Origin of the sequence: Arthrobacter sp. 2MCAF15, from assembly GCF_052115605.1 — a bacterium.
Taxonomy (GTDB): domain Bacteria; phylum Actinomycetota; class Actinomycetes; order Actinomycetales; family Micrococcaceae; genus Arthrobacter.
The window spans coordinates 118,489-143,419 of the sequence record NZ_JBFRGZ010000004.1 but is presented as its reverse complement, the minus strand read 5'-3'; the positions used below and the strand labels follow the sequence as shown (position 1 = coordinate 143,419).

The following is a 24,931-nucleotide window of genomic DNA, read 5'->3' as shown; positions in this document are numbered from 1 at the left end:
GCGGGGGGGTGGTAGGTGGGCACGGCGATGGAGGCCCTGCCGTTAGGAGCCCTGTAGTTGGAGGAGCTGTGGAGTTGGGTCCGTGCCGGCGGGCCGATGCGTGTAGTCCGGCGATGGTGCTCTGTTGCCGTTTTGGGGTGCTGCGGCCGGTCAGGGTGCCGGCGTGTCCGCGGACCGGGATTGCCGGAGGAAGAACGAGAGGGTCGCCCCCATTGCCTTTTCGGCCGCGGCCTGGCTGTGGTCCGGGAGGATCCACATGTGGTCCGCGCCCTCAATCAGGAGAAGTTCGACGGCGGAACCGGCGCCTTCCAGCGCGGCTGCCAGCGACTCGGACTGTGCAGGCGGAACGAAGCGGTCCGCCGTTCCGTGGGCCAGGAAGAATGGCGGCGCGGAACGGCTGGCGTGGCTGATGGGGCTGGCCGCTGCCGCCTTCGCCGGCTCGTCGGCCAGGACGGCGCCGATGAGGAGTTCCTCGCGGGATCCGGGGTCGTCGGCCCGGGCGACGGCGCCGGGCAGGCTCTGTTCGGCCATCCGGACCAGGTCCGTGGGCGGGTACCAGGCGGCCACCGCAGCTACGGCAGCGTCGCCACCGGCGCCGGCAACATCTGCGAAGTCCGGGGAGCCGGCATTGGCAGTGAGGCCCACCAGGCTGGCGAGATGGCCGCCCGCGGAGTCGCCCCACGCGTAGATCCGGGCCGGGTCCACGTTGTAGTCGGCGGCATGGTTCCGGAGCCAGCGCACGGCAGCCTTCGCGTCGTGTAGCTGGGCCGGGAAAACTGCCTCGTGGCTGAGCCGGTAGTCGGCCGACGCCACCACGAATCCGGCGTCGGTGAGCTTTTCGAAGGCACTGAGGCCGAATCCGTCCAGGACCGGGCCCAGCGAGGACCGCTCCCCGACGCGCCAGCCACCACCGTGGAAATGGACCACGGCGGGGCGGGGAGCCGCCCCGTTCCCGGAAGCCGGAAGGTAGAGGTCCAGCAGCAGCGGGCGCGAACCGTCGCCGCCCGTGCGGGCGAATTCGATGCCGCTCAGCACGTGAGCATCCGTCATGGTCGACTCCCTTCCGTTTCCTGTGCCGGTTCCCCTGATGCATCGGCGCCTCCCCCTAAGACTGTCGGATCACAGGGCGGGCGCAAACCGCGGATTTCAATCATTGAAAGGGCTTTGCCGAGTCCACTTCAGCCGCGAGGAATGCCAGCCCCTGCTGCACGATCCCCAGCGCCGCCGAGTGGTTGAGGTACCCGTGCGTCGCTCCCTTTTCCAGCCGGAGGGCCACCGGAACACCGGCCGCGTTGAGTGACTCGACGAAGAGCTCAGCAGAGGTGCGCAGGTCATCGTATTCGCAGGCAATGACTGCCACCGGGGGGAGCCCTGAGGGATCGGCATGGCCGGGCAGGGCGTACGAGGACGCCATCCCGGCCGGGCCGCCAATGTAGTTTTCCACCATGCCCCGGCAGTCGTCCCCGGTGAAGCGCAGGATCCGGGGCAGGGCCGAAAGCACGCCTCCGTCAGTTACGGCGGCAGGCTCCAGTGAGGGGAGCTCCGAGTGAAGGAACGGATAGGCGAGGAGCAGCTTGGCGGGCAGCGCCAGGCCGGCGTCCTTGAGATACATGGCGGCACCGACGGCGAGGTTCCCGCCGGCGCTGGCACCGCCGAGGCACAGGACACCGGGCGTCACGCCGAGCTCCTCGGCGTGGGCGGCTGTCCAGCGCCAGGCCGCGAGCGTGTCTTCGTGCGGGACCGGGAAGTGGACGCCGTCGCGGGCCAGCCGGTAGTCGACGGAGAACACCAGCCCGCCGGTCCGGTCAGCGAGTTCACGGGCAACCTGATCCGCTTCCCGCATGTCCAGGGTGCCCCCGGCGAAGCCGCCGCCATGCAGCCACACCAGGCCGGGCAGCCCGGCACCGGAGGAACCTCCTTCCCCCGAACCCGGGCCCCGGTCCGGCGCCAGGTTGCCGGGGCCGTAGATCCGGATGGGCACAGGCCCGTTGGGCCCCGGGGCTTCCACCAGGCGGAGGGGAACGGCAGGGGCCACATACGGCAGTTCCCCACCGCTGAACGCCTCCAGCCGCCGCATCCCGGCAGGGTCGGCGAGGAGATCGGCGAAGGAACCGGCACCGGCCACGTGGTGCATGAGGCCGGCCAGCTCCAGATCCAGGGTCATGGCTGCAGCGCCGGCTCGCGGGCTCCATCGGCTGCTGCCGAGGGGGCTGCGGCGGAAGGAACAACGCAGCGGAATGAATGCGTCCCGGAGCCGACGTCGACGCCGGTGTTCCCACCGTCGGGCAGGTACACCGCGGCGGTGCAGCCGGCCGGGACGGTCACGGACAGCGAGAACTCGTCACCGTCCTGTTCCCACCGGACCGCGGCCTCGCCGTAGGGGGTTTGGTGCGTGGCTTCCGCCCAGCCCGGTCCCCCGCCGGGCAGCGGCCGGACCAGCAGCTTCCGGTACCCCGGCGCGGCCGGCGCGAGGCCGGCCACGCTGCGGTGCATCCAGTCGGCCACAGCACCGAGGGCGTAGTGGTTGAAGGACGTCATCTCACCGGGGTTGATGCTGCCGTCCGGGAGCATGGAGTCCCAGCGCTCCCAGATGGTGGTGGCGCCCATGGTCACCGGGTACAGCCAGGACGGGCACTCGGTCTGGAGGAGCAGCCGGTAGGCCGCCGCCGCCTGGCCGTGCTCGCTGAGCGCGTCGCAGACCAGCGGAGTCCCTACGAACCCGGTGGCTATCCGGTACCCGTCGGCTTCCACGGTTTCCGCCAGCCGGGCGGCCGCGGCGGCATGCTCGGCCGGTTCGAGGAGACCGAAGCGCAGGGCCACCGCATAGGCCGTCTGCGTGGATGGCGTGAGCCTGCCGGCGTCGTCGAGGTAGCGCTCGCGGAACACCGCCCGGGACCTGCCGGACAGCTCACGCAGCCGTTCCGCTTCCGTGTCCTGGCCCAGCAGTCTGGCAGCCTCGCCGGCCACCGACGCCGAGTACGCGAGGTATGCCTGCGCCACGAGCTGCCAGGGCGTGCGTGCGTCACCGGGCGAATCCGGCGGTGCGGCCGGGTCCAGCCAGTCGCCGAACTGGAAGCCGTGTTCAAAGCGCAGCTCCGGGCCGGCGGCTTGGGCCGCGGCTTCCAGCCAGGCGGTCATCCCCGGCAGCTGCCGGCGGAGGAATTCCAGGTCCCCCGTGCGCTGGTACAGCACCCAGGGAACAAGGACGGCGGCGTCACCCCACGCGGCCATTACCGGGCGGTCCGGGAACGGCGGCTTTTCGGCCACCACTTCGGGGACCACAAGCGGCGGCGGCCCGTCGGTCCCCTGCTCGGCGGCCATGTCTTTGAGCCACGAGGCGGTGAAGCCCGGAATCCGGTAGAGGAAGGCCGCCGTGGCGGCGAAGATCTGGAAGTCCCCGGTCCAGCCCAGCCGCTCGTTGCGCTGCGGGCAGTCCGTGGGGACGTCGACAAAGTTTCCGCGCATCCCCCACACGACGTTCGAATGAAGCTGGTTCAGCATCGGATCAGAGCACGCAAACGTCCCTGTTCGCGCCAGCTCGGAATGGATCACGACGGCGGTGAAGGCGCCGGGGTCCAGCTCGCCCGGCCAGCCGCTCACCTCCACATAGCGGAAGCCGTGGATGGTGAACCCGGGGTCCCAGGATTCGCCGCCCAAAGCTCCGCGCAGGATGTAGCGGTCGGTCTGCTTGGCCACCCGGAGCGGCCTGACGCCAAGTTCACCGTGTTCCAGCACCTCGGCGTGCCGCAGCACCACCTCGGCGCCGGGCGGACCGATCACATGGAAGCGCACCCGGCCGACAAGGTTCTGGCCGAAGTCCAGAATGGTCTTACCGGACGGCGTTCCCAGCACCGCTTTGACCGGCAGCTCTTCGGTGGCCCTGACGGGTGGGCCGTCGGGTGCTACCAGGACCGCAGGATCGAAGCCGTCAACCACGACGGCGGGCTGCAGCGTGCCTGCGTCCAGCACCGCCTCAGCCCCGGTCTCAGCCCAGCCATGGCTCTCGAGCCGCGCATCGTAGGTTTCGCCGTCGTACAGGTCGGCCGAGAGCACCGGCCCCCGCCCGGCCAGCCACGACGCATCCGTGCCGATCGTGGTGACTGCCCCGCCGGCGTCGGATATTTCCAGCTGGGCGATCACGGCGGTGCGGTTGCCGTAGGTGTTGCGCTTCTCCTGGAAGCCCAGGTTGCCGCGCCACCAGCCGTCCGCTACCTCAAGGCCAATGACGTTGGTGCCGGGCTGGAGGTACTCAGTGACGTCGTAGCTCTGGTAGCGCAGCCGGTGATGGTAGCTGGTCCAGCCCGGGGCCAGGATGTCCCTGCCCACGCGCCGGCCGTTGATGTGCGCCACGTAGACGCCACGGGCGCTGGCGTAGAGCCGGGCGGTCCGCACATCGCCTTCCAGCTCGAAAGTCCTGCTCAGGCGCGCTGCCGGCTCGTTGGCTTCGCTGGCCTCGTCCCAGGCCGGGCGGATCATGGCGGCCTGCCAGTCTGCGGCGTTCAGCAGTCCGGCCTCCACGTGGGCCACGGGGCTCCATTCGGAGGGGCCGCCGGCGTCGTTGCCCCAGACGCGGACCCGGACTGCGATGCGCTGGCGGCTCTCCAGCGGCGGCGCCGGCCACGGCTGCAGGAGCTGCTCGGAACTGTCGGTGCGGCCGTAACTTGCCAGGCTGCCGCCATCGGGACCGAGCTGAAGCTCATAGGCGGTCTGGACCCAGCCGGGAGTGTCCGTTGTGACCTGCCAGGACAGCCGCGGCCGGTCCTCGCCGATGCCGAAGGGCTCCTCGTGGTGTTCGAAGCGGACGGGGGCGGGAACCGTGGTGCCCGGAACGGGGGTGCCCGGAACGGTGGCACTCAGCCGGGCGGGTTCCCGGGACGGGAAACGAAGGGTGTTGGGAGTCAACGTCGGCTCGATTCGTCAAGAAGGAGGAAGCTTTAGGGCTTTCCCCAGCGTCCCGGGAACGGCAATGCGCCCGCTAGCGTAGTTTCATTGACTGGAAATCATGTGCGCGGAGCGGCTTGTTGGTCTGTATGGCTGCTGCCGATGCTGACCGGACGCGGCGAAAGAGCGCCGCGGCCGGACGAGGTGTGCTTAGTCCACGCAGAGGCAGAACGGGTGGCTGGCCGGATCGAGGAAAACCCGGAAGGTGGTCCCGGGCTGCGTGTCCGCTTTGGTGGCTCCCAGCTCGATGGCCTCTTTTTCGCCTTCGTCCAGGTCCCGCACCATCAGGTCCAGGTGCATCTGCTGTGGTGCGCCCTGGCCCGGCCATTCCGGCGCCCGGTAGTCGTCCACCTGCTGGAACGAGATGCAGTCGCTGCCGTCGTCCGGGCGGATTTCGGCCCAGTCGCCGTCATCCTTCACATTCCAGCCGAGCAGGGCACCGTAAAAGCCCGCGAGGGCTCCGGCGTCGGGGCAGTCAATGACGAGTCCTGGGAAGCGTGCGATAGCCATGCGGGAATGCTACAGCCGAATATTCGACCTGTCCCTAAAGCCACCGGACGAAATAGTCCACGGCCGTGCTGAGGATCCAGTCCAGTTGGTCCTCCGCGCCGAAAAAGCAGTGGTCACCGCCCCGGATGGGGATGAGTTCGTGGTGGACGTTCGCATCCGTGAACGCGGCGGCCAGCAGTTCGCTTTGGGCAAGCGGCACCAGGCCGTCGCTGTCGCCGTGGATCAGCAGGAACGGCGGTGCGCCGGCGGTGACGTAGCCCAGCGGGCTCGCCGCGGCCAGCAGGGCCGGATCGTCGGTGCCGCCCACCAGCATGGGGCCCGGTTCCAGGGTCATGCCCTCCGGCACGGCAGCGCTCAACGGTCCGGCCATCATGCCGGGCGGCAGGTTCATGGGCGGCATGTCCGGCAGGGAGGACACCCCGTAGAAGTCGACGACGGCGCTCACGGCGCTGGAGTGGCCCTGTACGCCGAGTCCGCCCTCAAGGTCGTCGCGGAGGCCGGTGAGTCCCAGCAGTGCGGCGAGGTGGCCACCGGCGGACTCGCCCCAGGCGCCTATCCGTCCGGCGTCGATGCCCAGCAGGTCAGCGTGTTCCCGGAGGTATCGGACGGCGGCCTTGAGGTCGTGCAGCTGGGCCGGGAACGGCGCTTCCAGGGCATGGCGGTAGTCCACGGTGGCGCACGCGATGCCGGCTTGGTTCAGTAGGCGGAACACTGATTCCGGGGCAAAGCTGGGCGGCAGTTCGCGGCGGTCCCCGAGCTGGAATGCGCCGCCGTGGACCCACAGAACCAGCGGAACCGGCGTCCCGGCGGCGTTGCGGGGCAGCCAGATGTCCATGGCGAGCCGGCGGAAGCCGACGGTGATCGCGTAGCTGACCTCGCGGTGGACGGCGGAGTCTTCCGACACGACGTCGGCCGTGCCCGGGGGCAGGAACGCCGGGAAGGCCGGGGCCGGCAACCCGGCAGGCGCCGGCGCCTCCGGTCCCGCCGGAACGGGTTCCGCCCTCGACGTTGGCTTGGACGTTGGCGTGGTCAGTGACTCGGGGGTCATGGTGCGCTCCTTGCAAGGGTCGGAATGGTGCCTGCGCCGCGCGCAGGGACGGCGGCGGGAAAAGTATGTGTTCCGGGCCCGACGACGGCGTTCGGCTGGCCGGCGAGGCGGACCTCCGCTGTGGTGCCGGGCGGGACGGTCACCCTGAGGGTCAGATCGCCGTCGTCGATTGTCCAGCCCACCTCGATCAGGCCCTGCGGGCCTCGGTGCGACGTGGCCGCGGACGTGATCCCGGCGCCGGGCCGGGGCTCGATGATGATCCGTTGGTAGGCTGCGCTGCCGGGTGCCTGGCGCAGGCCAGCCGTGTAGCGGTGCAGGAACGAGATAACGGCGCCCTTGCTGTAGTGGTTGAGCGAGGCCTCGGGCGTGCCGTCCGGGCCGAGGCCGTTCCAGGCCTCCCAGACGGTGCTGGCACCGCGGTCCACCATCGCGAGCCAGGACGGCTCGGAGTCCTGCATGAGCAGCTCATAGGCGAGGCCGGGATGCCCGTTGTCGGCAAGGACGGGCAGCAGGTACGGCGTGGCCAGGAAGCCGGTCCCCACATGGGTGCCAGCTTCCCTGACCAGGTTGACGAGCTGGTTCGTCACGGCGGCGCGGGCACTGTCCGGCACAAGGTCGAAGGCAAGCGCCCGCACGCAATTGGCCTGCGTGCCGCCGTCGACTGATCCGTTGCCGGCTGTCCCGTTTCCCGCTGTCCTATTTCCCGCCGTCCTGTTTCCGACTGTCCCGTCGGCCTGCAGGTATTCCCGTTGCCACGCGCGGCGGACGTTCTCGGAGAGTTGCCCGAGTTCCTTGGCCTCGGCTGCCCTGCCCAGGACGGAGGCAATGCTGGCCATGATGGCGGAGGAGCGCCGGTAGTAGGCGGTGGCAACGATGCCGTGGTCTGCGCTCCTGGCACCGAATAGGTCCGGCTGCGGCCCGTCCGGTTCCAGCCATTCGCCCCAATGGAAGCCGGTATCCCAGAGGTACTTCTCGTGCTCTTCGGGCGTGGGGCACAGCGTCCCCCGGGCCGGGTGCCGGTTCTCTTCGGCGGTGCGGCGCACAAAGCCGAGCCAGCGGTTCATGGCATCCCAGTTCTCCGCCAGGATCTTCGCGTCACCGGTGGCCAGGTAGATTTCCCACGGGACGGACACGATCGCGTCGCCCCAGCCGGCGGAGCCGTTCAGGAACGCCATGGGGTCGTTTCGCGTCGCGTCCGGGCCGGGCGAGGGCGAGATGTTGACGATCACGCCGTTCTCCCACTGGTCGGCGCGGACATCGTTGAGCCACTTCGTTGAGAATCCGGAGACGTCGAAGAGGTAGGCCGCGGTGGGTACAAACAGCTGCCAGTCGCCGGTCCAGCCCGCTTTTTCGCGCTGGGGACAGTCGGTGGGCACCTCGCACGCGTTGTCGCGGAAGCTCCATTCCACAATGTCGTGCAGCTTGTTGAGCCGGTTTTCGCTGCAGCTGAAGGTGCCCAGGCGCTCCAGGTCGGTCTGGACCATGCAGCCAACAATGTCCGCCGGCTCCAAAGTGTCGGCCAGGCCCTGGACCGAGATGTATTGGAAACCGTGAGTGGTGTGGCGCGGTTCGAACACCTCGCCCCGGGTGCCGGCCGAGACCACGGAGTCCCTCTGCCCGGGGTCGAGGAACTGTCCAGGGTTCTTGAAGTCGATGGGGCGGAGGTGGTCCTGGGTGACTTCCCCGTCGGCGCCCAGGGCCTCCCCGTACACCAGGGTCACTTCGGTGCCGGCAGCACCCAGCCGACTCAAACGGACCCAGCCATGGATATTTTGGCCCAGATCCACGATCTGGCTGCCGTTGCTGAGGCGGGTGATGGAGACCGGCAGGAGTTCCTCCACGATCCTGGTGGGCGGTGCCACCGGGCCGCTGAGCGTGGCGAAGCTGCCGTCGCGGAGGACCGTGTGCCCGGCCGCCCCGTGGCCGCGGCGGAAATCGACTTGCTGGCCTGCCATGAGATCGGCGCTGACGATCTCCGTGGCGCTGACCAGCCACGATGCGTCAGTGCCGATGACGGTCCGGGCTCCGCCGGACACCATTTCCAGCTGCGCCAGGAATGCCGTTTGCGTTCCGTACATGTCGGCGTCGCGGGTGAACCCGAAGGATCCGCGGAACCAGCCGTCCGTGAGGACTGCGCGGACGGTGTTGGCACCTGCGCGCAACAAGGGCGCGACATCAAACGTCTGGACCTGGAGGGTGCTGTTGTAGCTCGTGGAGCCGGGGGTGAGCTGCTGGTCCCCCACCCGCTCCCCGTTGATGAACAGCTCGTAGATTCCGTGCGCCGTGGCGTATGCCCGTGCAAGATCCGGGGCGGCGTCGAGGGTGAAGTCGCGGTGCAGGGCGTAGCCTGGCCGGTTCCCCGGCGCCGGGACCACGGGTTCCTCGGGACCGATCCAGCGGGCGCTCCAGTCGCCGGGGTGCAGGAGTCCAAGTTCCACGGACATGGGGCTGGACCAGGCGGAGGCAATCTCAGTGCCGTCCGGCGCCAGGTCCCATGTCCGGACGGACCATTCGAAGCGGTCACGCGAGCCGAGGGCGGGACCGCCGTATGGCAGGTAGCCGTGCGTGCCGCTGTCCACCCGGCCGGTGTCCCAGCCGTTGCTGGCGGTCAGCTGGTAGGCAACCTGACGGAGGGTGCCCTGCGGCGGTGTCCAGCTCAACCTGGGAGCAGTGCTGGTGATCCCGAAGGCCCGGCTGAGGTTGTCGGAACGGAGGCGTGTTGGGGGCAGGGGCCGGCGGCCCGTGGTGGCAGTCAAGGTGGGCTCCATCAGGCGTAGTGGCAGGCGACGTCGGACTCGCCCACGGTGCGCAGCGCGGGACGAACGGATGTGCACAGTTCGGTGGCCAGCGGGCAGCGCTGGCTGAACGGGCAGCCTCCAGGCTTGGCGGCCGCCGCGGCGGCCGTGCGGACGCCAAGGGATTCCCGCAGCATCCTCCGCTGGGCCTGTTCCGCGGGTCTTGGCACGGGCGAGGCAGCCACGAGGGCCTGGGTGAAGGGGTGCCTGGGCTGCTCCGTGACGGTTGCCGCCGGCCCGCTTTCCATCACTTGGCCGCGGTAGAGGACCACCACGCGCTGCGCCAGGAACTGGACCACCGAGATGTCGTGGGCGATGAACAGGTAGCTGAGGCCGCGTTCGTCCCGGAGGTCGGCGAGGAGGTTGAGTACCTGGGCCTGGGTTGACAGGTCCAGGGCGCTGACCGCTTCGTCGCAGACCACCAGCCGGGGTTCACAGATCAGGGCGCGCGCCACCGCGATACGCTGGCGCTGGCCGCCGGAGAACTGGCCCGGGTAGCGGTCTACGGCCTCGCGGGGCAGCCCCACACGTTCCAGCATGGCTTCGGCCTTCCCCCGCGCGTCAACCGCCGACACACCGCGGATCCGCAGCGGCTCCGCCAGCGAGGCACCAATGCTCTGGCGCGGGTTCAGCGAGGAGTTGGGGTCCTGGAAGACGGCCCGCAGCTCACCGCCCAGGGCGCGGCGCTCTGCGGCACCGGCATGGGTGATGTCCCTGCCCTGGTAGCTGATGGTGCCGCCGGCGCTCGTCTGGAGGCCCAGGATCGCCTTGCCGATGGTGGATTTTCCGGAGCCGGATTCCCCCACCAGGCCTACGGTCTCGCCGGGGCGGATGGCGAAGCTGACGCCGTCCACCGCGGCCGGGGCCGCCGCAGCCTTCCGGCCGCGGCCATAGCGGACCACCAGGTCCTTCACCTCGAGCATGGGTCCGTCCAGTACGGGGGCTGGGGACCCCTGCCGCTCTGCCGCTTCGATGCTCATGCCAGGTCCTTTTCGACGATTTTCAGTACTCGGTGCGTGGGCACTTCGGTGGCAAGCCATTCCAGGCCCTCGACGGCCAGTTCGTCCGCCTTGGCGCAGCGGACCCGTCCGTCCTCGGACCCGGAGGACAGCAGCGGGACCGGGGCGGCGCAGGCCGAGCCTGCGAACTGGCAACGCGCCATGAACCGGCAGCCCGTGGGCCAGTCCTTGGGTTGCGGAACCTGGCCGCTGATGGTGGCCAGCCGCTCGGGCATGTCCGCGGCGTTGTTGGCGTGCGGGTCGGCGGCCAGGAGCGCCAGGGTGTACGGGTGGCGGGGGTTGTCCAGAATGTTGGCCGTCCTGCCGCTTTCCACGACCTGGCCGGCGTACATCACGGCGACGTTGTCGCAGATGTCGGCCACGACGCCAAGGTCGTGCGTCACCATCACCACGGACATCCCGGTGTCCTTCACCAGGGAGCGCAGCAGCGAGAGGATTTCGGCCTGCACGGTGACGTCCAGGGCGGTCGTCGGCTCGTCAGCCACCAGCAGCCGCGGCCGGCCGGACAGGGCGAGGGCGATGGCCACGCGCTGGGCCATGCCGCCGCTGATCTGGTGCGGATAGGCCTTGAGGATGCTTTCGGCGTCCACGATGCCTACCTTTTCCAGCAGGCCAAGGGCTTCGGCACGCGCCTCGGCTTTGCCTGCCTTGCGCAGGCGCCGGATGGCCGCGGTGAGCTGGTAGCCCACCGTGAACATGGGGTCCAGGGCCCGCATGGGTTCCTGTGAGATCAGGGCGATGTCACGGCCGCGGATGCCTTCCAAGTCGCGTTCGGTGGCGGCTGCGAGGTTCCTGCCGTTCCACAGGATCTGGCCCGCGGTGGCAGAGACCCCGGAGGGCAGCAGTCCCAGCAGGGACAGCGCCGTCATGGTCTTGCCGCACCCGGACTCCCCGACCAGGCCCAGCACCGTTCCCTGGCCGACGTCGAACGAGACGTCCGTGACCAGCGCCGTGCCGCCGTCGACCCCCACGGAAAGGTTGCGGACGCTTAGCTGGCCTGTCGCAGGGACGGCGCCCGTCCTTTCGGGTGAGGCGGCGGCGCCTGCTGCGGCCACGGCATCGGCAATAAAACTGGCGCGCTGGCGGCGGGCCGCTGCCGAGGGCAGGTGGGAGGCCGCGGCGTTCGGCGCCTTCCCCAGGGCGTTGCCGATGGCGTTCGCGGCCAGGACTGTCAGGGCAAGGACCGCTCCGGTGGGCACCATGAGCCAGGGTGCGTCGTAGACGTGCTGCGAGGCGCCCTGGATCATGCCGCCCCAGCTGGGCTGCGGGATGGGCGGGCCGAAGCCGATGAACGCGAGTCCGGCCTGGATCAGCATGCCTACGGCGAAGATGAGGGCGGACTGGACCACGATCGTGTTGGTCAGGCCGGGCAGGACATGGCGGAGGCTGATCCCCAGGATGCTGACGCCGTCCACCTTGGCGGCGTCCACGTACAGCTGGGACTGCAGCGACTTCGCCTGGCCCAGCATGACCCGGTAGATGCCGGCAGAGATCAGGACACCCAGGATCGCCATGATCAGCGGAATGTTGGTTCCCACGGCACCGATGACGGCCAGGATGATCACCGTGCCGGGGAGCGACATCATGATCTCGGTGACGCGGCTGAGCACCCCTTCCGCCCGTTCGCCGGCGGCGCCGGCCGCCATCGCCAGGACGGTTCCCAGCCCGACGCCGACAATCACCGTGATCAGTGACGTTCCCAGGGTGCCGGCCGCGGCGGCGAAGATGCGGCTGAGGAGGTCCCGGCCAAGCTCGTCCGTGCCGAGCAAGTGCGCGGCGGTGGGGCCGGACAGGACAGCGGTGAAGTCCTGGTCCTCGGTCTTGTAGGGCAGCCACCACTGGGCGGTCAGCGAGGCAACCACCAGGGCCGCCAGCCATACGACGCCGGCCACCCCCCCGGGGGATGCGAAGAGCCGGTTGGCGGACCGTTTGGTGATGGCAGCCCGCGGGCGGGGCTTGAGTTTGGGGATCATGAGGCACGCAACTTCGGGTCAAGGAACTTGGTGGCAAGTTCCAGCACAAGGTTCACAGCCACCACCACGACGGTGGCGATGACCACCACGCCCTGGACTGCGGGGGCGTCGTGGGTGCTGACGGAGGTCTGGACGGCCTGGCCCAGGCCCGGCATGGCGAACAACTGCTCGGCGATCACGGAACCGCCAAACAGGCCGATGAACTGCAGCGCGATGCCGGCCACGATGGGCAGGCTGGCGTAGCGCAGGGCGTGGATGTAGAGGATTTTCCAGGTGGGGGTGGCCGTGGCGCGCAGGGTCCGGATGTGCTCCTGCTGCAGCGCCTCGAGCATCGAGGCCCTGGTCTGGCGGGCGATGAACGCTGCGCCGCCGACGGCCAGGGTGATCACCGGAAGAGCCAGGGACATACCCCAGTCCTGCGGTGAGACCTCGAAGGGAACATAGCCTGTGGCGGGAAAGACCGAGGACTGGACGGCGAACAGGTACACGAAGATGATGCCGATCCAAAAGGCCGGGAGCGCCACCGCGAGGCCGCACAGCCCGCCGACAACCCGGTCCACCAGGCCACCGCGGACCGCCGCCGTCACGCCCAGGCCAATGCCGAGGACGGCGCTCAGCACGGTGGCGCCGGCCGCAAGCGAGGCTGTGACGGGGAGCCTGTTCCCCAGGTCCGCCGCGACGGAACGGCCGTCGATGAGGGACGTGCCCAAATTGCCCTGGACGGCGTCTGTGAGCCAGCGGAAGAACTGGGTCAGGAGCGGATCGTTCCAGCCAAGCCGGGCGTTGACCTCGTCGATTGCCTCCTGGGAGGCGCCCGCTCCGAGCGACACAGCACCCGGGCTGCCGGGCATCGCGTGGACCAGCAGGAACGCCAGGACCGCGACCGCCAGCACGGTGGCCAGCGCCATCAGCAGGCGCTTGGTGATGAATAGTGCCATGGTGACCTCCATCGGTCAGGACCTGCCGGGCGACCCTTCCTGTTCGGAAGGGCCGCCCGGCAGGATCGGTGGTCAGCTAACCGGGGCGTAGGACGAGAGCAGCGGGTAGACGTTGCTGCCGGCGAAGTCCACCTGCTTGACCTTCTTGGTGTTGTAGCCCTGGTTGGTCAGGGATTCGAACAGCGGGATCAACCAGCCGGACTCAACCAGCCGCGTGTTGAGCTTGGTCAAGGCGGCCTTGCGGGCGGCATCGTCCTTGGCAGCGGCGGCCTCGCCCGTGGCGGCCGAGAGCTGGTCGTCCGTGGCCTTCTGGACATTGGTGAAGCCGCTCAGGATGGCGCCGTACATCAAGCCCACCGGGTTGTCCCACCCCAGCGGCGCGTAGCCCAGCGGGGTGGTGGCGACGGCGGCAAACGCCTCATCGGTCGACGTCGCCATTTTCACGTTCATAGTGATGCCGACGGCGGCGAGATCCTTCTGGACGGCCTGCAGATCCGTCTGGGTGGTGGCGCTGGCGACGATGGTGAAGTCAAAGCCGTTGGCGTAGCCAGCATCGGCCAGGAGGCTCTTGGCCTTCTCCGGGTCATAGGCGAAAGCAGTTTCCAGCTGCGACGTAAATCCGGCAGAATCCTTGGGCAGCGCGTTCCAGGTGGCGATATCCCCCTTGTGCAGGGCATCCACCAGGGCTTTGCGGTTGATGGCGTGCTGGATGGCCTGGCGGACCTTTTCGCTGGCGAACGCCGGCGACGTCTTGCCGGTCTTGTCGAAGGCGATCATGGTCTGGACGGTGCCACCGATCTGGGAGACTCCCACGCCTTTAGCCTTGGCGAAGTCAACGGTGGGCGAGGTCAGCTGGGCTACGTCCACCTGGCCAGAGACCAGGGCGTTGGCGCGTGCCTGCGGGTCCTGAATGACGCTGAAGACGATCTTGCTGTAGGGGTATTTCGCGGCGTCGGAGCTCTTGCCGTTCTTCTGCAGGACGTACTTGTTGCCCTTCACGGTGGTCCCGGAATCCAAGGTGTACGGTCCTGAGCCGTCCGGCTTGGCCGCGAGGTTCGCCGAATCCGCGGCCCCGGTCTTGCCGACGATCATGCCCAGTGTGGAGGACAGGTTTTTCTCGAAGCCCGGCTGCGCCTTGGCGAAAGTCAGGGCCACCTGAGTGGGGCTGAGGACATCAACTGACGTCACTTCCTGTGCGCCGCCCTTGGCGATGGCCGAGTACGCCGAGAGTGCGGGATCGGTGCGGCGGTCGAAGTTGGCCTTCACGAGTGCGGCGTCGAGTGTGGACCCGTCCGTGAAGGTCACCCCCTGCTTGAGTGTCAACGTCAGCACGGTGCTATCGGCGTTGTAGCTGAATCCGGTGGCCAGGCCCGGACCAACGGAGCCGTCCGGCTGCAGGGTCATGAGGTTTTCGTAGAGGCCTTCGAAGAACTGCCGCTGTGCGTCCGAGACGCGCAGCGGGTCAAAGCCGAAGGAGGCGCTGTCGCTATCGACGCCGATGGTCAGCGTGCTCTTGTCAACGGTTGACGCCGCCTGCCCGGAGCCGCCGCAGGCGGTCAGCGGGCTGAGCAGAAGCGCCCCGGCCAGAACGGCCGCGCTCCGTCGTGCGGTGGAGTTCAGAAGTTTCATGTGGTGCGCCTTCGCATTCTTTCTCAACAAACGGGGGTCAACATCCGGGGGAGCCTGGCGGCCTGTATGCCGGTCGTCTGTGACCGGCTCTCGAAGCCGTTGCGCCGGTGCCCCTCTCCTCGATGGGTCTCGGTGACCGGCTCACTCAAGGATCACGGCGCCGCCTCAAACGGAAACACTTCAATGTCATTGATTGGAAAATTATTGTGGCGGGGGTCACTCCGAGTAGGTCTCCGGCGGACGCGCGATGCAGGGACGGGCAGCGACGAGTCTTTCAACCAATGAAAACTGCCATCCCTGGTCCGTCATTGAGCACCGAGGATGGACAGTCAGCCCAGGCACTGTCGCCCGGCGCTCACACCGAAAGGAACCAAATGACCGACGCTTTTGCTTTCCCGCAGGATTTCCTCTGGGGCGTGGCCACCGCAGCCCATCAGGTGGAAGGAAATAACGTCAACAGTGACTGCTGGTTCCTGGAGCGGCTGCCCGGGACGATTTTCGCCGAACCATCCGGCGACGCCGTCGACCACTACCACCGGTACCGCAAGGACATTGCCCTGATCGCCAGCCTGGGCTTCACCAGCTACCGGTTCTCGCTCGAATGGGCACGCATCGAGCCCGAAGAAGGCCATTTCTCAGTGGCGGAACTCGACCACTACCGCCGCATGCTGGAAACCTGCCATGAGCACGGACTCACCCCGGTGGTCACCTTCCATCACTTCACCTCACCCCTCTGGCTCCTCGCGGCCGGCGGTTGGGAGGACCCGCGGACCCCCGCACGGTTTGCCCGCTACTGCGACCGGGCCATGAAGCACCTCGGCGACCTCATTGGCGTCGCCTGCACACTCAACGAGCCGAACCTCCCGTGGCTGCTCAAGGAACTCGGCCTGGGCGGTGAGGCCCCCGAGCGCAGGGCAAGCGTGCCGCTCTGGGCCGCCGCGGCGGACCGGCTCGGGATCGAGGCAAGCAGCGTGGCGCCCTTCCAGTTCACCGTCTCCGAGGCCGGCTTCGATATCAAGCTCGCGGCACACCGTGAGGGACGGGCCGCCATCAAGGCGGTCCGTCCGGAGCTCCCGGTGGGGTGGACCCTGGCCAACACCGACATCCAGGCAGCCGACGGCGGCCAGGACCGGGCGGACAGGATCCGCCGGGAGGTCAACGAACGCTTCCTGGCGGCGTCCCGGGAGGACGACTTCGTGGGGATCCAGACGTACGGCCGCACGGTTTTCGGGCCGGACGGCGTCGCGCCGGCCCCTGAGGGTGCCGAGACGAACCAGATGGGCGAGGAAATTTACCCCGAAGCCCTCGAGGCGACCATCCGGGAGGCGGCCAGGATCGCCGGCATCCCCGTGATGGTCACGGAGAACGGCCTGGCGACCGAGGACGACTCCAAGCGGCTGGCCTACCTCCGCACGGCGGTGGCCGGCGTGGCGTCCTGCCTGGCCGACGGCATCGACGTCCGCGGCTACATCGCCTGGACCGCCTTCGACAACTTTGAGTGGATTTTCGGCTACGGCCCGAAGTTCGGCCTCATCGCCGTTGACAGGGCCACGCAGGAGCGGACCCCGAAGGAGAGCGCCAAGTTCCTTGGCAGCCTGGCCAGGGCGAAGGTGGCCCAGTCCGTTTGACCAGGCACCGCCGCAGGTGACGCCCCACCCAGACAGCGCCGCATCCGGTGGGCGCCATATCCGGTGGGCGCCACGTCCGGGCGCCGGCTAGGAGTTTCATTGGGCGAAACACTAGTGTGGTGGGGGTCACTGGCGGCGAAAGAGGAACGGTTTGAAATGACACCAGTCCCAGTAAGGGATCCGGACACCGCCGGGCCCGCAACCCCCACTCCCGGCACCCCTGCTCCGGCGCGCGGCAAACGGCCAAAGCAGGGAGAACCCGTCATCGACCGTGCGTTGAGCCTGCTCGCCGTGTTCACGGACCGGCGCCGCGCCCTGACGCTTTCCGAAATGGCCAGGTACGCGGACATGCCGGCGCCGACAGCGCTCCGGCTCATCGGCCGGCTGGTGGCCTGGGGCGCGTTGGAAAGGCTCGACGACGGGCGCTACGTTGTGGGGGTACGGCTGTGGGAAGTCGCATCACTGTCGCCGCGGGGCCATGGCGTGCGGGAAATCGCGCTGCCCTATCTCGAGGACCTTTTCGAAGTTACCCGCCACCACGTCCTGTTGGCGGTCCGTGACAAGGATGAGGCCGTGCTCATTGAACGGCTGTCCTCCAGGCAGGCTACCGAGGTGGCCTACCGGGTGGGCGGCCGGGCTCCCCTGCGGTCCACCGCCGTCGGCCTGGTGTTGCTGGCCGGCGCAGACACGGCGTTCCAGGAAGCCGTCATCAAGCAGCCCGCTGATGAGGAAGCCGGCGTGGACGCCATGCCGGAGGGGCAGCTGCGGCGCACGTTGTCCGACGTGCGCCGCACGGGCGTCGCCATGATCAGAAGGTCGGCGCCGTCCAGGACAGTCTCCGTGGCCTCCCCCATATTCGACGCCCAGGGCGCCGTCGTCGCGGCTCTTTCCATAGTGGTTCCCGACGGCGGCACTCCCCCGAACGTGCTGGCACCGGCAGTCCAGGCAACAGCCAGAGCGGTGTCCCGAAACCTCGGGTTCACAGCGGAGGCCAGTGCCGGCGTGCGCCACCAGGCGCAGGCGTAGGGCGCAGTGCCTGGCCGCCAACAGGACCGTTCAATCGCCCATGGGCGCGACGTCCGGGCGGTGGAGCGGATCGGGCCGCTGCGGCACGGGCTTGCGGTTGGATAACTACTTGACATGCCCGGTAGCGGAGTCTACGACTGGCCTTGTCCAGTCCCATCCACCAGCCTAGGAGTAGCAATGGAGACCGCGCCCTACGGAGTCGTGCACTTTTTCCCGGGAGGCACCAAGGAGCAGTACGAAGCGTCGATTGCAGCAGTCCATCCAGGCGAGGGGCTCCTGCCGGAAGGCCAGATCTTCCACGCCGGCGGGTCGTCCGCGGGCGGTTGGACCATCATGGCAGTCCATGAATCGAAGGAGAGTTGGGAGAAATTCCGCGACACGATCCTTATGCCCCGGATGCAGCAAGGCATTGAGGGTGGCTTCGCCTCGCCGCCCGAAGAAACGGTCATCGACCTGTACAAGGTCCTGCCTTAAGAGGAAAGTCTCCGGCTGGCCGGTCAGCCCCGGCCAGCCGGAGACTCAAGTCGCTATCGGACGGACCACCAGTACAGGGCACGGCGAGTGGCCGGCCACCTGCGCTGAGACCGATCCGATGTGCAGGCCCGCGAATCCGCCGTGGCCGCGTGAGCCGACCACCACCAGATTGGCTTCCCGCGCGGCGTCAAGAATTGCCGACGCCGCCGAGTCGCTGTGGACGGTCCGCGTCACCGCGTTCACGCCCTCGGCGGCCCGCGCCGCCTCAGCGCCGAGGGCCTCGGCCTGCTGTTCCGGAGACGCTTCGGCCACGACCTCCCCGGCGGCTGTTTCCAGCAGCGCGGGATACCAGGACATCGGCGCTTTGCTCCAAACAGTCACTATCCGCAGCTCGGCATCGCGGTACCGGGCCTCGTCCACGGCCCATTCGAGGGCGCCGCGCGATTGCTTGGAGCCGTCAAACCCGACCACAATCACAAAAGGATCCGAATTTGTCATGATTCCAGACTTTCACCGTCATCTTGCGGAGGCCATCCCCGGGCACCCCGGCGCTACACCAAGTCTCAGCCTCCCTGCCGGCCTGGGCCTCACCCAGTCCGGGTGAATTGTCCGGCTCCACCCTTGCCTGCTGCCGGTTCAAACGATGCCGCGCTTGGCGGCCGTTTTGAGGGCATCGCGCCGGCTTCCGGCCCCGAGTTTCCGGTAAATGGACCGTTCATGCGTTTTGACCGTGTTCACCGATATGTACAGCGCGTCGGCGATTTCGGCCGCGGTCATGATGGAGCGCATGTAGGCCAGCACCTCGCGTTCGCGCTCCGTCAGGCTCCAGTAGGACTGTGTCCGGAGCCGGGCCCCGCTCTGGGTATCACGTGCCATGAGGGCAGCGATGAAGGACTCGTGGGCGGTGCCCCACACGGCGTGTTGCACCAGCAGGTCCGCGAGTTCCTCTTTCCGCTCCGCAAAGGGCCGAAAGACGGACTCGGGCTCGGCACGGTGGACCGCATGTTCAATCCGTTCATGCGCCGCGGCCGTGTCTCCGGTTCCGTGGGCCACGAGCGCCTCCGTCAGGCTCGCGCAGGTGTCGACATAGGAGTTGCCGCGCCGGCCAGTCAATGACTCCGTGCAGCGTTGGGCGGCGTCGATCTCGCCTCCGCGACACAGCAGCTCCGCCAGCAGCGAATCCGCCAGCGCCCCATGTCCGCCAGCGCCGAGTGGGTGCACGATCGCCAGCGCCCCATCCAGGTCGCCCTGGGCTTCAGCGACCTTCGCCCTGGCAATGGTGTGCAGGGCGTTCCATGACACGCTGTAGAGTCCCCGGGCGTGGAAGGATTCCAGCGCCGAGCTGGATTCTGCGAGCCGGTCCGGTTCCCCGATGGCACAATCGGTCAGTACCCGATAAATGACACTGAGCGGTCCTGAAGGGAATAGCTCGCTGCCCAATCGCTGGGCCCTCGCCAGGTATTTTTGGGCAGCCGCCAGGTCGTCGTTCCAGTAGCATGCAATGCCGCGGGCCAGCCAGGCCGGAGCCATCCGTTCCTGCGAATTCCAGCCCAGGGCCTCACCCCGCTCCAGGGCACTCGTGGCACTCTCCGCGGCCCGCACCAGATCACCGGCTCCTGCAAACGCCAGCGCAAGATCCGCCTGGGCACTGATGTCTATGGCTTCCAACCGCTCAAGATTGCCGCTTCCGCCGGCTGACTGGAGCAGGACTGCCGCGAGGTCGCCGGTGCGGTGCAGCCGAAATTCCGCCTGGGCAAGGAGGAACAGTCCTGTTGAACTGGCGGCAGAGTGGCTGTCCTCTGAAATCTCCCTGATCGGCCTGCCGCCCTCGGCCGGGGCAGCGTGGACGTCCTGGCGGCCGACGGCGGGCATCGGCTCGAAATGGGCCCGGCACGCCTCAAGTCTCCGGCGGCGAAGCGCATCCAGGACATAGGTCCGCGACAGTGCCCGGTCTGTGAGCTCGGACGCCGTCGCGTTGTCGCCGGAAAGCATGCGGCAGACGGATCTGATCATCAATATCTCTGGGTCCTCGCTCCACGGCGCCGGCAGGTCCCGGCAAAGCCGTTCCAGGCTCTGGGCATCGTTTCCCAGAACGAAGTCGAGCCAGTGCGCGCCGAGCGACATCACGGCCTGCCGCGGCGCGCGCCCTTGCAGCGCCTGGGCTGCGCACTCGACGACGTCAGACTCCTGGTAGTAGCGCGCCGCCACTCGATGCAGGCGCTCAGCAAGCAGTGGGTCTCGCCTCTCCAGTATTCGTCGGCACTGCGCCGCGAAGAGGGAATGCCAGCGGTACATCGATTCACCGCCGCGGTAATCGTGCTCCTCGATGAACAGGCCGTTGCGAAGGCATTCCTCAAGCAACACGCCGCCGTGCGGCCGGCCATAGAGTTCGACGGCGAGCCGCCGGCCAAGCCAGTCGCAGGTGGTGGCCCGCAAGATGAACTCAGCCAGTGACGGTTCGAGTTGGTCAAGGATTTCTTCCGCGACGTAGTCGGCGAGCGGTACGTGCGCTGCTGTGGTCCCCGGCGCCGTGACCGGCGTCGGCACCGGCACGTTGCCGGCCTGCGCCAGCGAGACGATTCCCGCGTGCACGGCGACCGGCCAGCCGGCAGTCATTCTCCACAGGGAACCAGCGTCAAAGGCTGCGTCTTGTCCCAGCAGGAAGGCAAATTGGGCGACTTCCTCTTGCGTGAAAGCAAGCTCAGGGGCGCGCAGTTCACCGAGGCCCTCGCCGTACCTGAACCTCTCCAGCTGGATCGACGTGTGGCCCCGCCCGGAGAGGACCAGCCGCAGTGACGGGGGCGCCGACGCGGCGAGCACGCCCACGATTCCAGTCGCCAGCCCCGGCCCGGCCAAGTGGACGTCGTCGATCACGAGGACAATCGGCTCCGTGAGTTCCTCGAGGGCACGGAGCAAAAGGTCGTAGGAGGCGGCCCGGTCATGGGCGAGGCTCTGGTCAAGGGCCAGCAATGCATCGTTGCCCGGCATGGGCACCGTGCTGGCTGCGCGCTGGATCGCCCCGACAACCCCGTGAAAAAGCCGTGCCGGTTCGGTGTCGAACCGATCGAGCGACAGCCAGGCGCACGGCAGGTCGCAGTGGCGGACCCAGTCGCCTAAAAACGTGGACTTGCCGTAGCCGGCCGGCGCTGCGACCAGCGTCAGACGGTGCGAATCGGCGGATGCGGACAGGGCGTTGTCCAGGCGCGGACGCGCCAACGCTCCGAGACCGCGCAGCGGTGGCCGGATCTTGAACTGAGGACCAGGCAGCCATCCAGCATTCTGCATTTCACCCACATAGCACATGCTAGGCGGCCGCAAAAGGGCCCTAACAGGGCGCAAAGACCCCTTGTGCGCCTTCGCTTTGCGCGGCCAAATAGCAGCCGGCGCCCACGTTCCCGCGGCGCGCCGGTAAATGTGGGGCGGGGGTATCATCAGTCATGGCTACGAAGCACGGAAGCCAGATGGACCCGATTTTCCTCCATGACCTCGATAAAGCCGGGCGGAGGCAGGTCCTTATTTTTGCTGCGGCACGCCTGGCTGCATTTTCCGTGCTAATCCTCGCCCTCTACTTCGTAATTCCAATATCGGGATTCAACGTGGACAATCCGGCGGCGGCGTGGATCCGCCTGGCCGCCGTCGTCGTGGTATTTCTCGCCGCCATGTCCCTTCAAGTGCGGATGATCCTCTCGGCGCATATCCCCCAGGTCCGGGCCGCCGTGACCGTGGTCGAAGCCGTTCTCATGTTTCTGTGCCTTTTCGGACTGCTTTACACGTCAATGTCGCTAACGGATCCATCCTCATTCAGCGAACCCTTGAACAAAACAGACGCCCTGTACTTCACGACGTCCACCTTTGCCACCGTCGGTTTCGGCGACATTACTCCGGTGAGCCAACTGGCGCGGGCAGTGGTTTCCGTCCAAATGATTGCTGATCTGGGAGTGCTCCTATTAGTGGTCAAAGTGGCCTTCTTCGCTGCCGGCCGCCGTCTGGGCCGGTAGGCCCAAGCAGCCTTGCTGCATCACCCAAAACAGGTGATGCAGCGCCAATGTGGTGAAGGTAGGCGGGAAATTCTCCCGAGTACAAAGTAGCGGCCCATCAAACTCCTAGCAGGACGCGGATGCGAGGCGCCAGGCGGCCCAGCGTGGCCCGAACCGCCGCGCCGCGGCAGGGACGGCAACCCTTCCCCGGCACGAACAGATCACCCTATGTGGGTGGGGCTGGACGGACGCACCGCGTGGACAATGAAAATTGTCATGAGTGCCCAACCGCGGTACATCGGGCCGGGTCGACGAGTTGCTACCTAGGCGGAACCCCATGTCTCTCCAAGATCAGTCCCCGAGCTCCAGCGGCACGGACCAGGAAGAAATACTCCGGCTGCGTGCGGAAGTTGCCCGGTTGCAGCAGGAACGGGACGAGGCCAGAAAGGCACCACCCAGGCCGGCCAGGTCGCATTCGGGGCTGGCCCGCCGGGTTATCGCCATAGTGCTGGTGGTCTTGACTGCAGTGCTGGCCTTCGCCGCTGTGCCCGCCATGTACCTGCGCAGTGAACTCATCGACACCGACCGCTACGTCGCAACTGTGGCTCCCTTGGCCTCCGACCCGGCGATCCAGGCCGAGATCGCGGACAAGGTCACACAACAGATCACCGACGCCGTGGACTTCAAGACCGTCATTGCGGACGCGCTGAACGAACTGAGCAAGACGGCGCCACGTGTTGCCGCGGTGATCACCGGTCTGGCGCCGGCGATTGCGGAGCAGACTAAGAACCTCATTCATACCGCTGTCTCCAAATTCGTCGCCACACCACAGTTCCAGGGTCTTTGGGTGCAGGTGAACCGGGTGGCCCACCAGGGCCTGGTGAACCTCGCCACCGGCAGCTCCGGCGGAACTGTAACTATCGACCAAAACGGCACTGTGACGATTTCTACCAAGGAGATCATCGCCCAGGTCAAGAGTGCCCTGGTCCAGCAGGGGGTCGGCATTGCCGCCCGCATTCCGGACGTTGACGCGCAGATCACGCTGTTCCAGTCTCCCGAACTGGTCCGGGCCACGAACGCCATCCGAACGCTGGATGCGACCGCCCCCATCTTGGCGTGGCTGACGGTGATTAGCGCCGCTGGCGCGATCGCCGTGGCCCCGAGTGGCAGGAAACGGAGCACCATCAGCGGCGTCGGTTTGGCGGTGGCCATAGCCATGGCGCTGCTGGCGCTGGGACTGGTCATCGGCCGCACCGTCCTCCTGAATTCGATTCCGCCAGACTCCGTGTCCCCGGCGGCGGCCCAAAGCCTGGTGGAAACCCTCCTGGTGCCCCTACGCAACAGCCTGCGCCTCGTCTTCGCGGTGGGACTCATCATTGCCGTGGCAGCTTTCCTCGGCGGCCATTCGCGCCCCGCGGAGTTTGTCCGGCACGGACTTGCGAGCGCGGGAGATTACATCACCGGGAAGGTCGGCGCCAGCCAGGCCCGACCGTGGCAGCGCTGGCTGGCCCGTTACCGGCGGATACTGGAAGCCACGATAGTTGGTATCGCCGTGCTGGTTCTGATCTTCTGGCAGGACCCGACGGCGGCCGTCGCCATCTGGACAGCGATCGTTGCTGTGCTTGCCATTCTCCTGGTCGAACTGCTGTGCCGCCCCGCCGTTGCGGCCGGCCCGGACGACGAAGCGTCCGCCACCGAGCCCGTCACTGAGGCTCCCCCGGCCCCTCCCGCGGGACCACTATCGGCGCCCGGCCGGGAGCCCGCGGCGATGGCTACAGCAACTATGGCCCCGGTAAAGCCCGTCGCCGCGCCCGGCCCGGAGTCCGCGGCAGTGGCTCCCACGGAGCCCGTGCCCGCGCCGGCGCCTCCGGCGAAACCCGCCAAGGCTGAGAAGCCCGCCAAGGCGGATCGCCCCCCGGACGAGCCGAACCCCACGATCCCTCTTCCTTGAGGAACGGGATCCTCTAGAGGACTAGGCGTGCGGGATCCAGTGCCCTGAACTTATTCAGCGCACTGGATTGCGGCGGCCCGAATTGCAGCGGGCGGGGCCGTTGCGGGGCACGCAGCCAGCGCTAGGGGGCTGTAGGCGAGAACGGGAAGAGGTCTTCTCCGCCTCCGTGCACCACCAGGCACGTTGATTCCGGTATTTCCCTCCATGCCCCCCTCAGATCCCCCAGCGGCTCGGAAACCACCACGCGCGCGTCGGAGGAGAGCTCCTGGAGCATCGCGTTGTCCGGGTACTGGGCGCGAAGCGTGGAGATGTCGGCGCTGTGGAACAGTGTCCGGGACATGCCTTCACTGGAGTAGCGGAACGCCCAGGTGGTCTCGCCGTCGGTGGTTGCGACAGTCATCTGGATGGGGTACTGGATGCCGTGGCGCTTGCCTACGTCTTCAATCAGTCCAACCGCAGAGGCGACCGCAGCACGCGGGTCCTTCTCCAGGCCGAAGGTGAGCGCGACGTAGAAGAACAGCTCCGAGTCCGTCGCTCCCTCAATCAACGGAAACAGCGACGGCTCGACGGCGAAGGCCAAGTCGCGCTTGACCGTCGGGAAATCCGTGATGAGCCCGTTGTGCATCCACAGCCAGCGGCCATGCCGGAACGGATGGCAGTTGGTCTGTTGGATCGCCGAGCCGGTTGTGGCACGGATGTGGGCGAAAACGCGCCCGGCGGATGCCAGGGCGGATAATTCGCGGAGGTTGCGGTCGTGCCAGGCCGGCTCCGTGCTGCGGAACACTCCGGGAGTCGGCGCCGATCCATACCAGCCAACACCGAAGCCATCGCCGTTGGTCGTCTCGACTCCCATGCGTGCGTGTTTGCTCTGCATGACGAGTGAGTGGACAGGTTTGTACAAAAGATCATCAAGTTTCACGGGCGACCCCGAATACGCGAGCCAACGGCACATGACGTCCTCCTCGTTTTGGACAGCAGTCCATCACGCGTACCGGACCCGCACATCATCATCCGGGGGTGAT

At 67.7% G+C, this 24,931-nt stretch carries 18 protein-coding genes; 5 read left to right on the top strand and 13 right to left on the bottom strand.

The window, feature by feature from the left end:
* Window positions 1–150: 150 nt before the first annotated feature.
* The 10 genes from AB4089_RS06600 to AB4089_RS06555 form a co-directional block, all read right to left on the bottom strand.
* The gene (locus AB4089_RS06600) at window positions 151–1,050 is read right to left on the bottom strand and encodes an alpha/beta hydrolase fold domain-containing protein (protein WP_441408499.1); all 900 of its coding nucleotides are present in this window, start codon (window positions 1,048–1,050) and stop codon (window positions 151–153) included.
* 100 nt (window positions 1,051–1,150) lie between these two features.
* Window positions 1,151–2,164, bottom strand: coding sequence for an alpha/beta hydrolase fold domain-containing protein (locus AB4089_RS06595; protein WP_441408498.1), 1,014 nt, complete (start codon window positions 2,162–2,164; stop codon window positions 1,151–1,153).
* A complete protein-coding gene (locus AB4089_RS06590; protein WP_441408497.1) occupies window positions 2,161–4,902 on the bottom strand; it encodes a glycoside hydrolase family 78 protein in 2,742 nt (913 codons plus the stop codon). The genes AB4089_RS06595 and AB4089_RS06590 overlap by 4 nt, the downstream gene beginning before the upstream one ends.
* 189 nt (window positions 4,903–5,091) lie before the next feature.
* Window positions 5,092–5,451, bottom strand: a complete 360-nt coding sequence (locus AB4089_RS06585; protein WP_441408496.1) for a VOC family protein — start codon at window positions 5,449–5,451, stop codon at window positions 5,092–5,094.
* Window positions 5,452–5,485: 34 nt separating this feature from the next.
* Window positions 5,486–6,499 (bottom strand): alpha/beta hydrolase fold domain-containing protein, encoded by a 1,014-nt coding sequence (locus AB4089_RS06580; protein WP_441408495.1) that lies wholly within the window; start codon window positions 6,497–6,499, stop codon window positions 5,486–5,488.
* Window positions 6,496–9,267, bottom strand: coding sequence for a family 78 glycoside hydrolase catalytic domain (locus AB4089_RS06575; protein WP_441408494.1), 2,772 nt, complete (start codon window positions 9,265–9,267; stop codon window positions 6,496–6,498). Before AB4089_RS06575 ends, AB4089_RS06580 begins: the two co-directional genes overlap by 4 nt.
* Complete coding sequence (locus AB4089_RS06570; protein WP_441408493.1) at window positions 9,267–10,274, bottom strand: oligopeptide/dipeptide ABC transporter ATP-binding protein; 1,008 nt, start codon at window positions 10,272–10,274, stop codon at window positions 9,267–9,269. Before AB4089_RS06570 ends, AB4089_RS06575 begins: the two co-directional genes overlap by 1 nt.
* A complete protein-coding gene (locus tag AB4089_RS06565) occupies window positions 10,271–12,286 on the bottom strand; it encodes a dipeptide/oligopeptide/nickel ABC transporter permease/ATP-binding protein (protein WP_441408492.1) in 2,016 nt (671 codons plus the stop codon). Before AB4089_RS06565 ends, AB4089_RS06570 begins: the two co-directional genes overlap by 4 nt.
* The gene (locus tag AB4089_RS06560; RefSeq protein WP_441408491.1) at window positions 12,283–13,236 is read right to left on the bottom strand and encodes an ABC transporter permease; all 954 of its coding nucleotides are present in this window, start codon (window positions 13,234–13,236) and stop codon (window positions 12,283–12,285) included. The genes AB4089_RS06565 and AB4089_RS06560 overlap by 4 nt, the downstream gene beginning before the upstream one ends.
* A gap of 60 nt (window positions 13,237–13,296) precedes the next feature.
* A complete protein-coding gene (locus AB4089_RS06555; protein ID WP_441408490.1) occupies window positions 13,297–14,853 on the bottom strand; it encodes an ABC transporter substrate-binding protein in 1,557 nt (518 codons plus the stop codon).
* A 374-nt stretch (window positions 14,854–15,227) separates the two neighbouring features.
* On the opposite strand from AB4089_RS06555, the gene AB4089_RS06550 reads away from it, so the two are divergent.
* From AB4089_RS06550 to AB4089_RS06540, 3 genes are all read left to right on the top strand, one after another.
* Window positions 15,228–16,481, top strand: a complete 1,254-nt coding sequence (locus AB4089_RS06550; protein ID WP_441408489.1) for a glycoside hydrolase family 1 protein — start codon at window positions 15,228–15,230, stop codon at window positions 16,479–16,481.
* A 156-nt stretch (window positions 16,482–16,637) separates the two neighbouring features.
* Window positions 16,638–17,507, top strand: a complete 870-nt coding sequence (locus tag AB4089_RS06545; protein ID WP_441408488.1) for an IclR family transcriptional regulator — start codon at window positions 16,638–16,640, stop codon at window positions 17,505–17,507.
* A gap of 177 nt (window positions 17,508–17,684) precedes the next feature.
* Complete coding sequence (locus tag AB4089_RS06540; RefSeq protein WP_441408487.1) at window positions 17,685–17,981, top strand: hypothetical protein; 297 nt, start codon at window positions 17,685–17,687, stop codon at window positions 17,979–17,981.
* A gap of 45 nt (window positions 17,982–18,026) precedes the next feature.
* On the opposite strand, the gene AB4089_RS06535 is transcribed toward AB4089_RS06540, so the two are convergent.
* Both AB4089_RS06535 and AB4089_RS06530 read right to left on the bottom strand, forming a co-directional pair.
* Window positions 18,027–18,479 (bottom strand): universal stress protein, encoded by a 453-nt coding sequence (locus tag AB4089_RS06535; RefSeq protein ID WP_441408486.1) that lies wholly within the window; start codon window positions 18,477–18,479, stop codon window positions 18,027–18,029.
* 138 nt (window positions 18,480–18,617) lie between these two features.
* Window positions 18,618–21,266, bottom strand: coding sequence for a LuxR C-terminal-related transcriptional regulator (locus AB4089_RS06530; protein ID WP_441408682.1), 2,649 nt, complete (start codon window positions 21,264–21,266; stop codon window positions 18,618–18,620).
* A 152-nt stretch (window positions 21,267–21,418) separates the two neighbouring features.
* Here AB4089_RS06530 and AB4089_RS06525 point away from each other — a divergent pair, with 152 nt between their 5' ends.
* Window positions 21,419–21,979, top strand: coding sequence for a potassium channel family protein (locus AB4089_RS06525; RefSeq protein ID WP_441408485.1), 561 nt, complete (start codon window positions 21,419–21,421; stop codon window positions 21,977–21,979).
* A gap of 316 nt (window positions 21,980–22,295) precedes the next feature.
* A complete protein-coding gene (locus tag AB4089_RS06520; RefSeq protein WP_441408484.1) occupies window positions 22,296–23,909 on the top strand; it encodes a hypothetical protein in 1,614 nt (537 codons plus the stop codon).
* A 121-nt stretch (window positions 23,910–24,030) separates the two neighbouring features.
* On the opposite strand, the gene AB4089_RS06515 is transcribed toward AB4089_RS06520, so the two are convergent.
* A complete protein-coding gene (locus AB4089_RS06515) occupies window positions 24,031–24,861 on the bottom strand; it encodes a class II glutamine amidotransferase (protein WP_441408483.1) in 831 nt (276 codons plus the stop codon).
* Between the last annotated feature and the right edge of the window lie 70 nt (window positions 24,862–24,931).

What these genes read in the sequence shown, in the direction of transcription:
- AB4089_RS06555 (WP_441408490.1), bottom strand. Translation starts at nt 14,853, where the DNA reads ATGAAACTTCTGAACTCCACCGCACGACGGAGCGCGGCCGTTCTGGCC.
- AB4089_RS06525 (WP_441408485.1), top strand. Translation starts at nt 21,419, where the DNA reads ATGGCTACGAAGCACGGAAGCCAGATGGACCCGATTTTCCTCCATGAC.
- AB4089_RS06565 (WP_441408492.1), bottom strand. Translation starts at nt 12,286, where the DNA reads ATGATCCCCAAACTCAAGCCCCGCCCGCGGGCTGCCATCACCAAACGG.
- AB4089_RS06575 (WP_441408494.1), bottom strand. Translation starts at nt 9,267, where the DNA reads ATGGAGCCCACCTTGACTGCCACCACGGGCCGCCGGCCCCTGCCCCCA.
- AB4089_RS06600 (WP_441408499.1), bottom strand. Translation starts at nt 1,050, where the DNA reads ATGACGGATGCTCACGTGCTGAGCGGCATCGAATTCGCCCGCACGGGC.
- AB4089_RS06550 (WP_441408489.1), top strand. Translation starts at nt 15,228, where the DNA reads ATGACCGACGCTTTTGCTTTCCCGCAGGATTTCCTCTGGGGCGTGGCC.
- AB4089_RS06520 (WP_441408484.1), top strand. Translation starts at nt 22,296, where the DNA reads ATGTCTCTCCAAGATCAGTCCCCGAGCTCCAGCGGCACGGACCAGGAA.
- AB4089_RS06535 (WP_441408486.1), bottom strand. Translation starts at nt 18,479, where the DNA reads ATGACAAATTCGGATCCTTTTGTGATTGTGGTCGGGTTTGACGGCTCC.
- AB4089_RS06580 (WP_441408495.1), bottom strand. Translation starts at nt 6,499, where the DNA reads ATGACCCCCGAGTCACTGACCACGCCAACGTCCAAGCCAACGTCGAGG.
- AB4089_RS06540 (WP_441408487.1), top strand. Translation starts at nt 17,685, where the DNA reads ATGGAGACCGCGCCCTACGGAGTCGTGCACTTTTTCCCGGGAGGCACC.
- AB4089_RS06585 (WP_441408496.1), bottom strand. Translation starts at nt 5,451, where the DNA reads ATGGCTATCGCACGCTTCCCAGGACTCGTCATTGACTGCCCCGACGCC.
- AB4089_RS06545 (WP_441408488.1), top strand. Translation starts at nt 16,638, where the DNA reads ATGACACCAGTCCCAGTAAGGGATCCGGACACCGCCGGGCCCGCAACC.
- AB4089_RS06560 (WP_441408491.1), bottom strand. Translation starts at nt 13,236, where the DNA reads ATGGAGGTCACCATGGCACTATTCATCACCAAGCGCCTGCTGATGGCG.
- AB4089_RS06570 (WP_441408493.1), bottom strand. Translation starts at nt 10,274, where the DNA reads ATGAGCATCGAAGCGGCAGAGCGGCAGGGGTCCCCAGCCCCCGTACTG.
- AB4089_RS06515 (WP_441408483.1), bottom strand. Translation starts at nt 24,861, where the DNA reads ATGTGCCGTTGGCTCGCGTATTCGGGGTCGCCCGTGAAACTTGATGAT.
- AB4089_RS06530 (WP_441408682.1), bottom strand. Translation starts at nt 21,266, where the DNA reads ATGCAGAATGCTGGATGGCTGCCTGGTCCTCAGTTCAAGATCCGGCCA.
- AB4089_RS06595 (WP_441408498.1), bottom strand. Translation starts at nt 2,164, where the DNA reads ATGACCCTGGATCTGGAGCTGGCCGGCCTCATGCACCACGTGGCCGGT.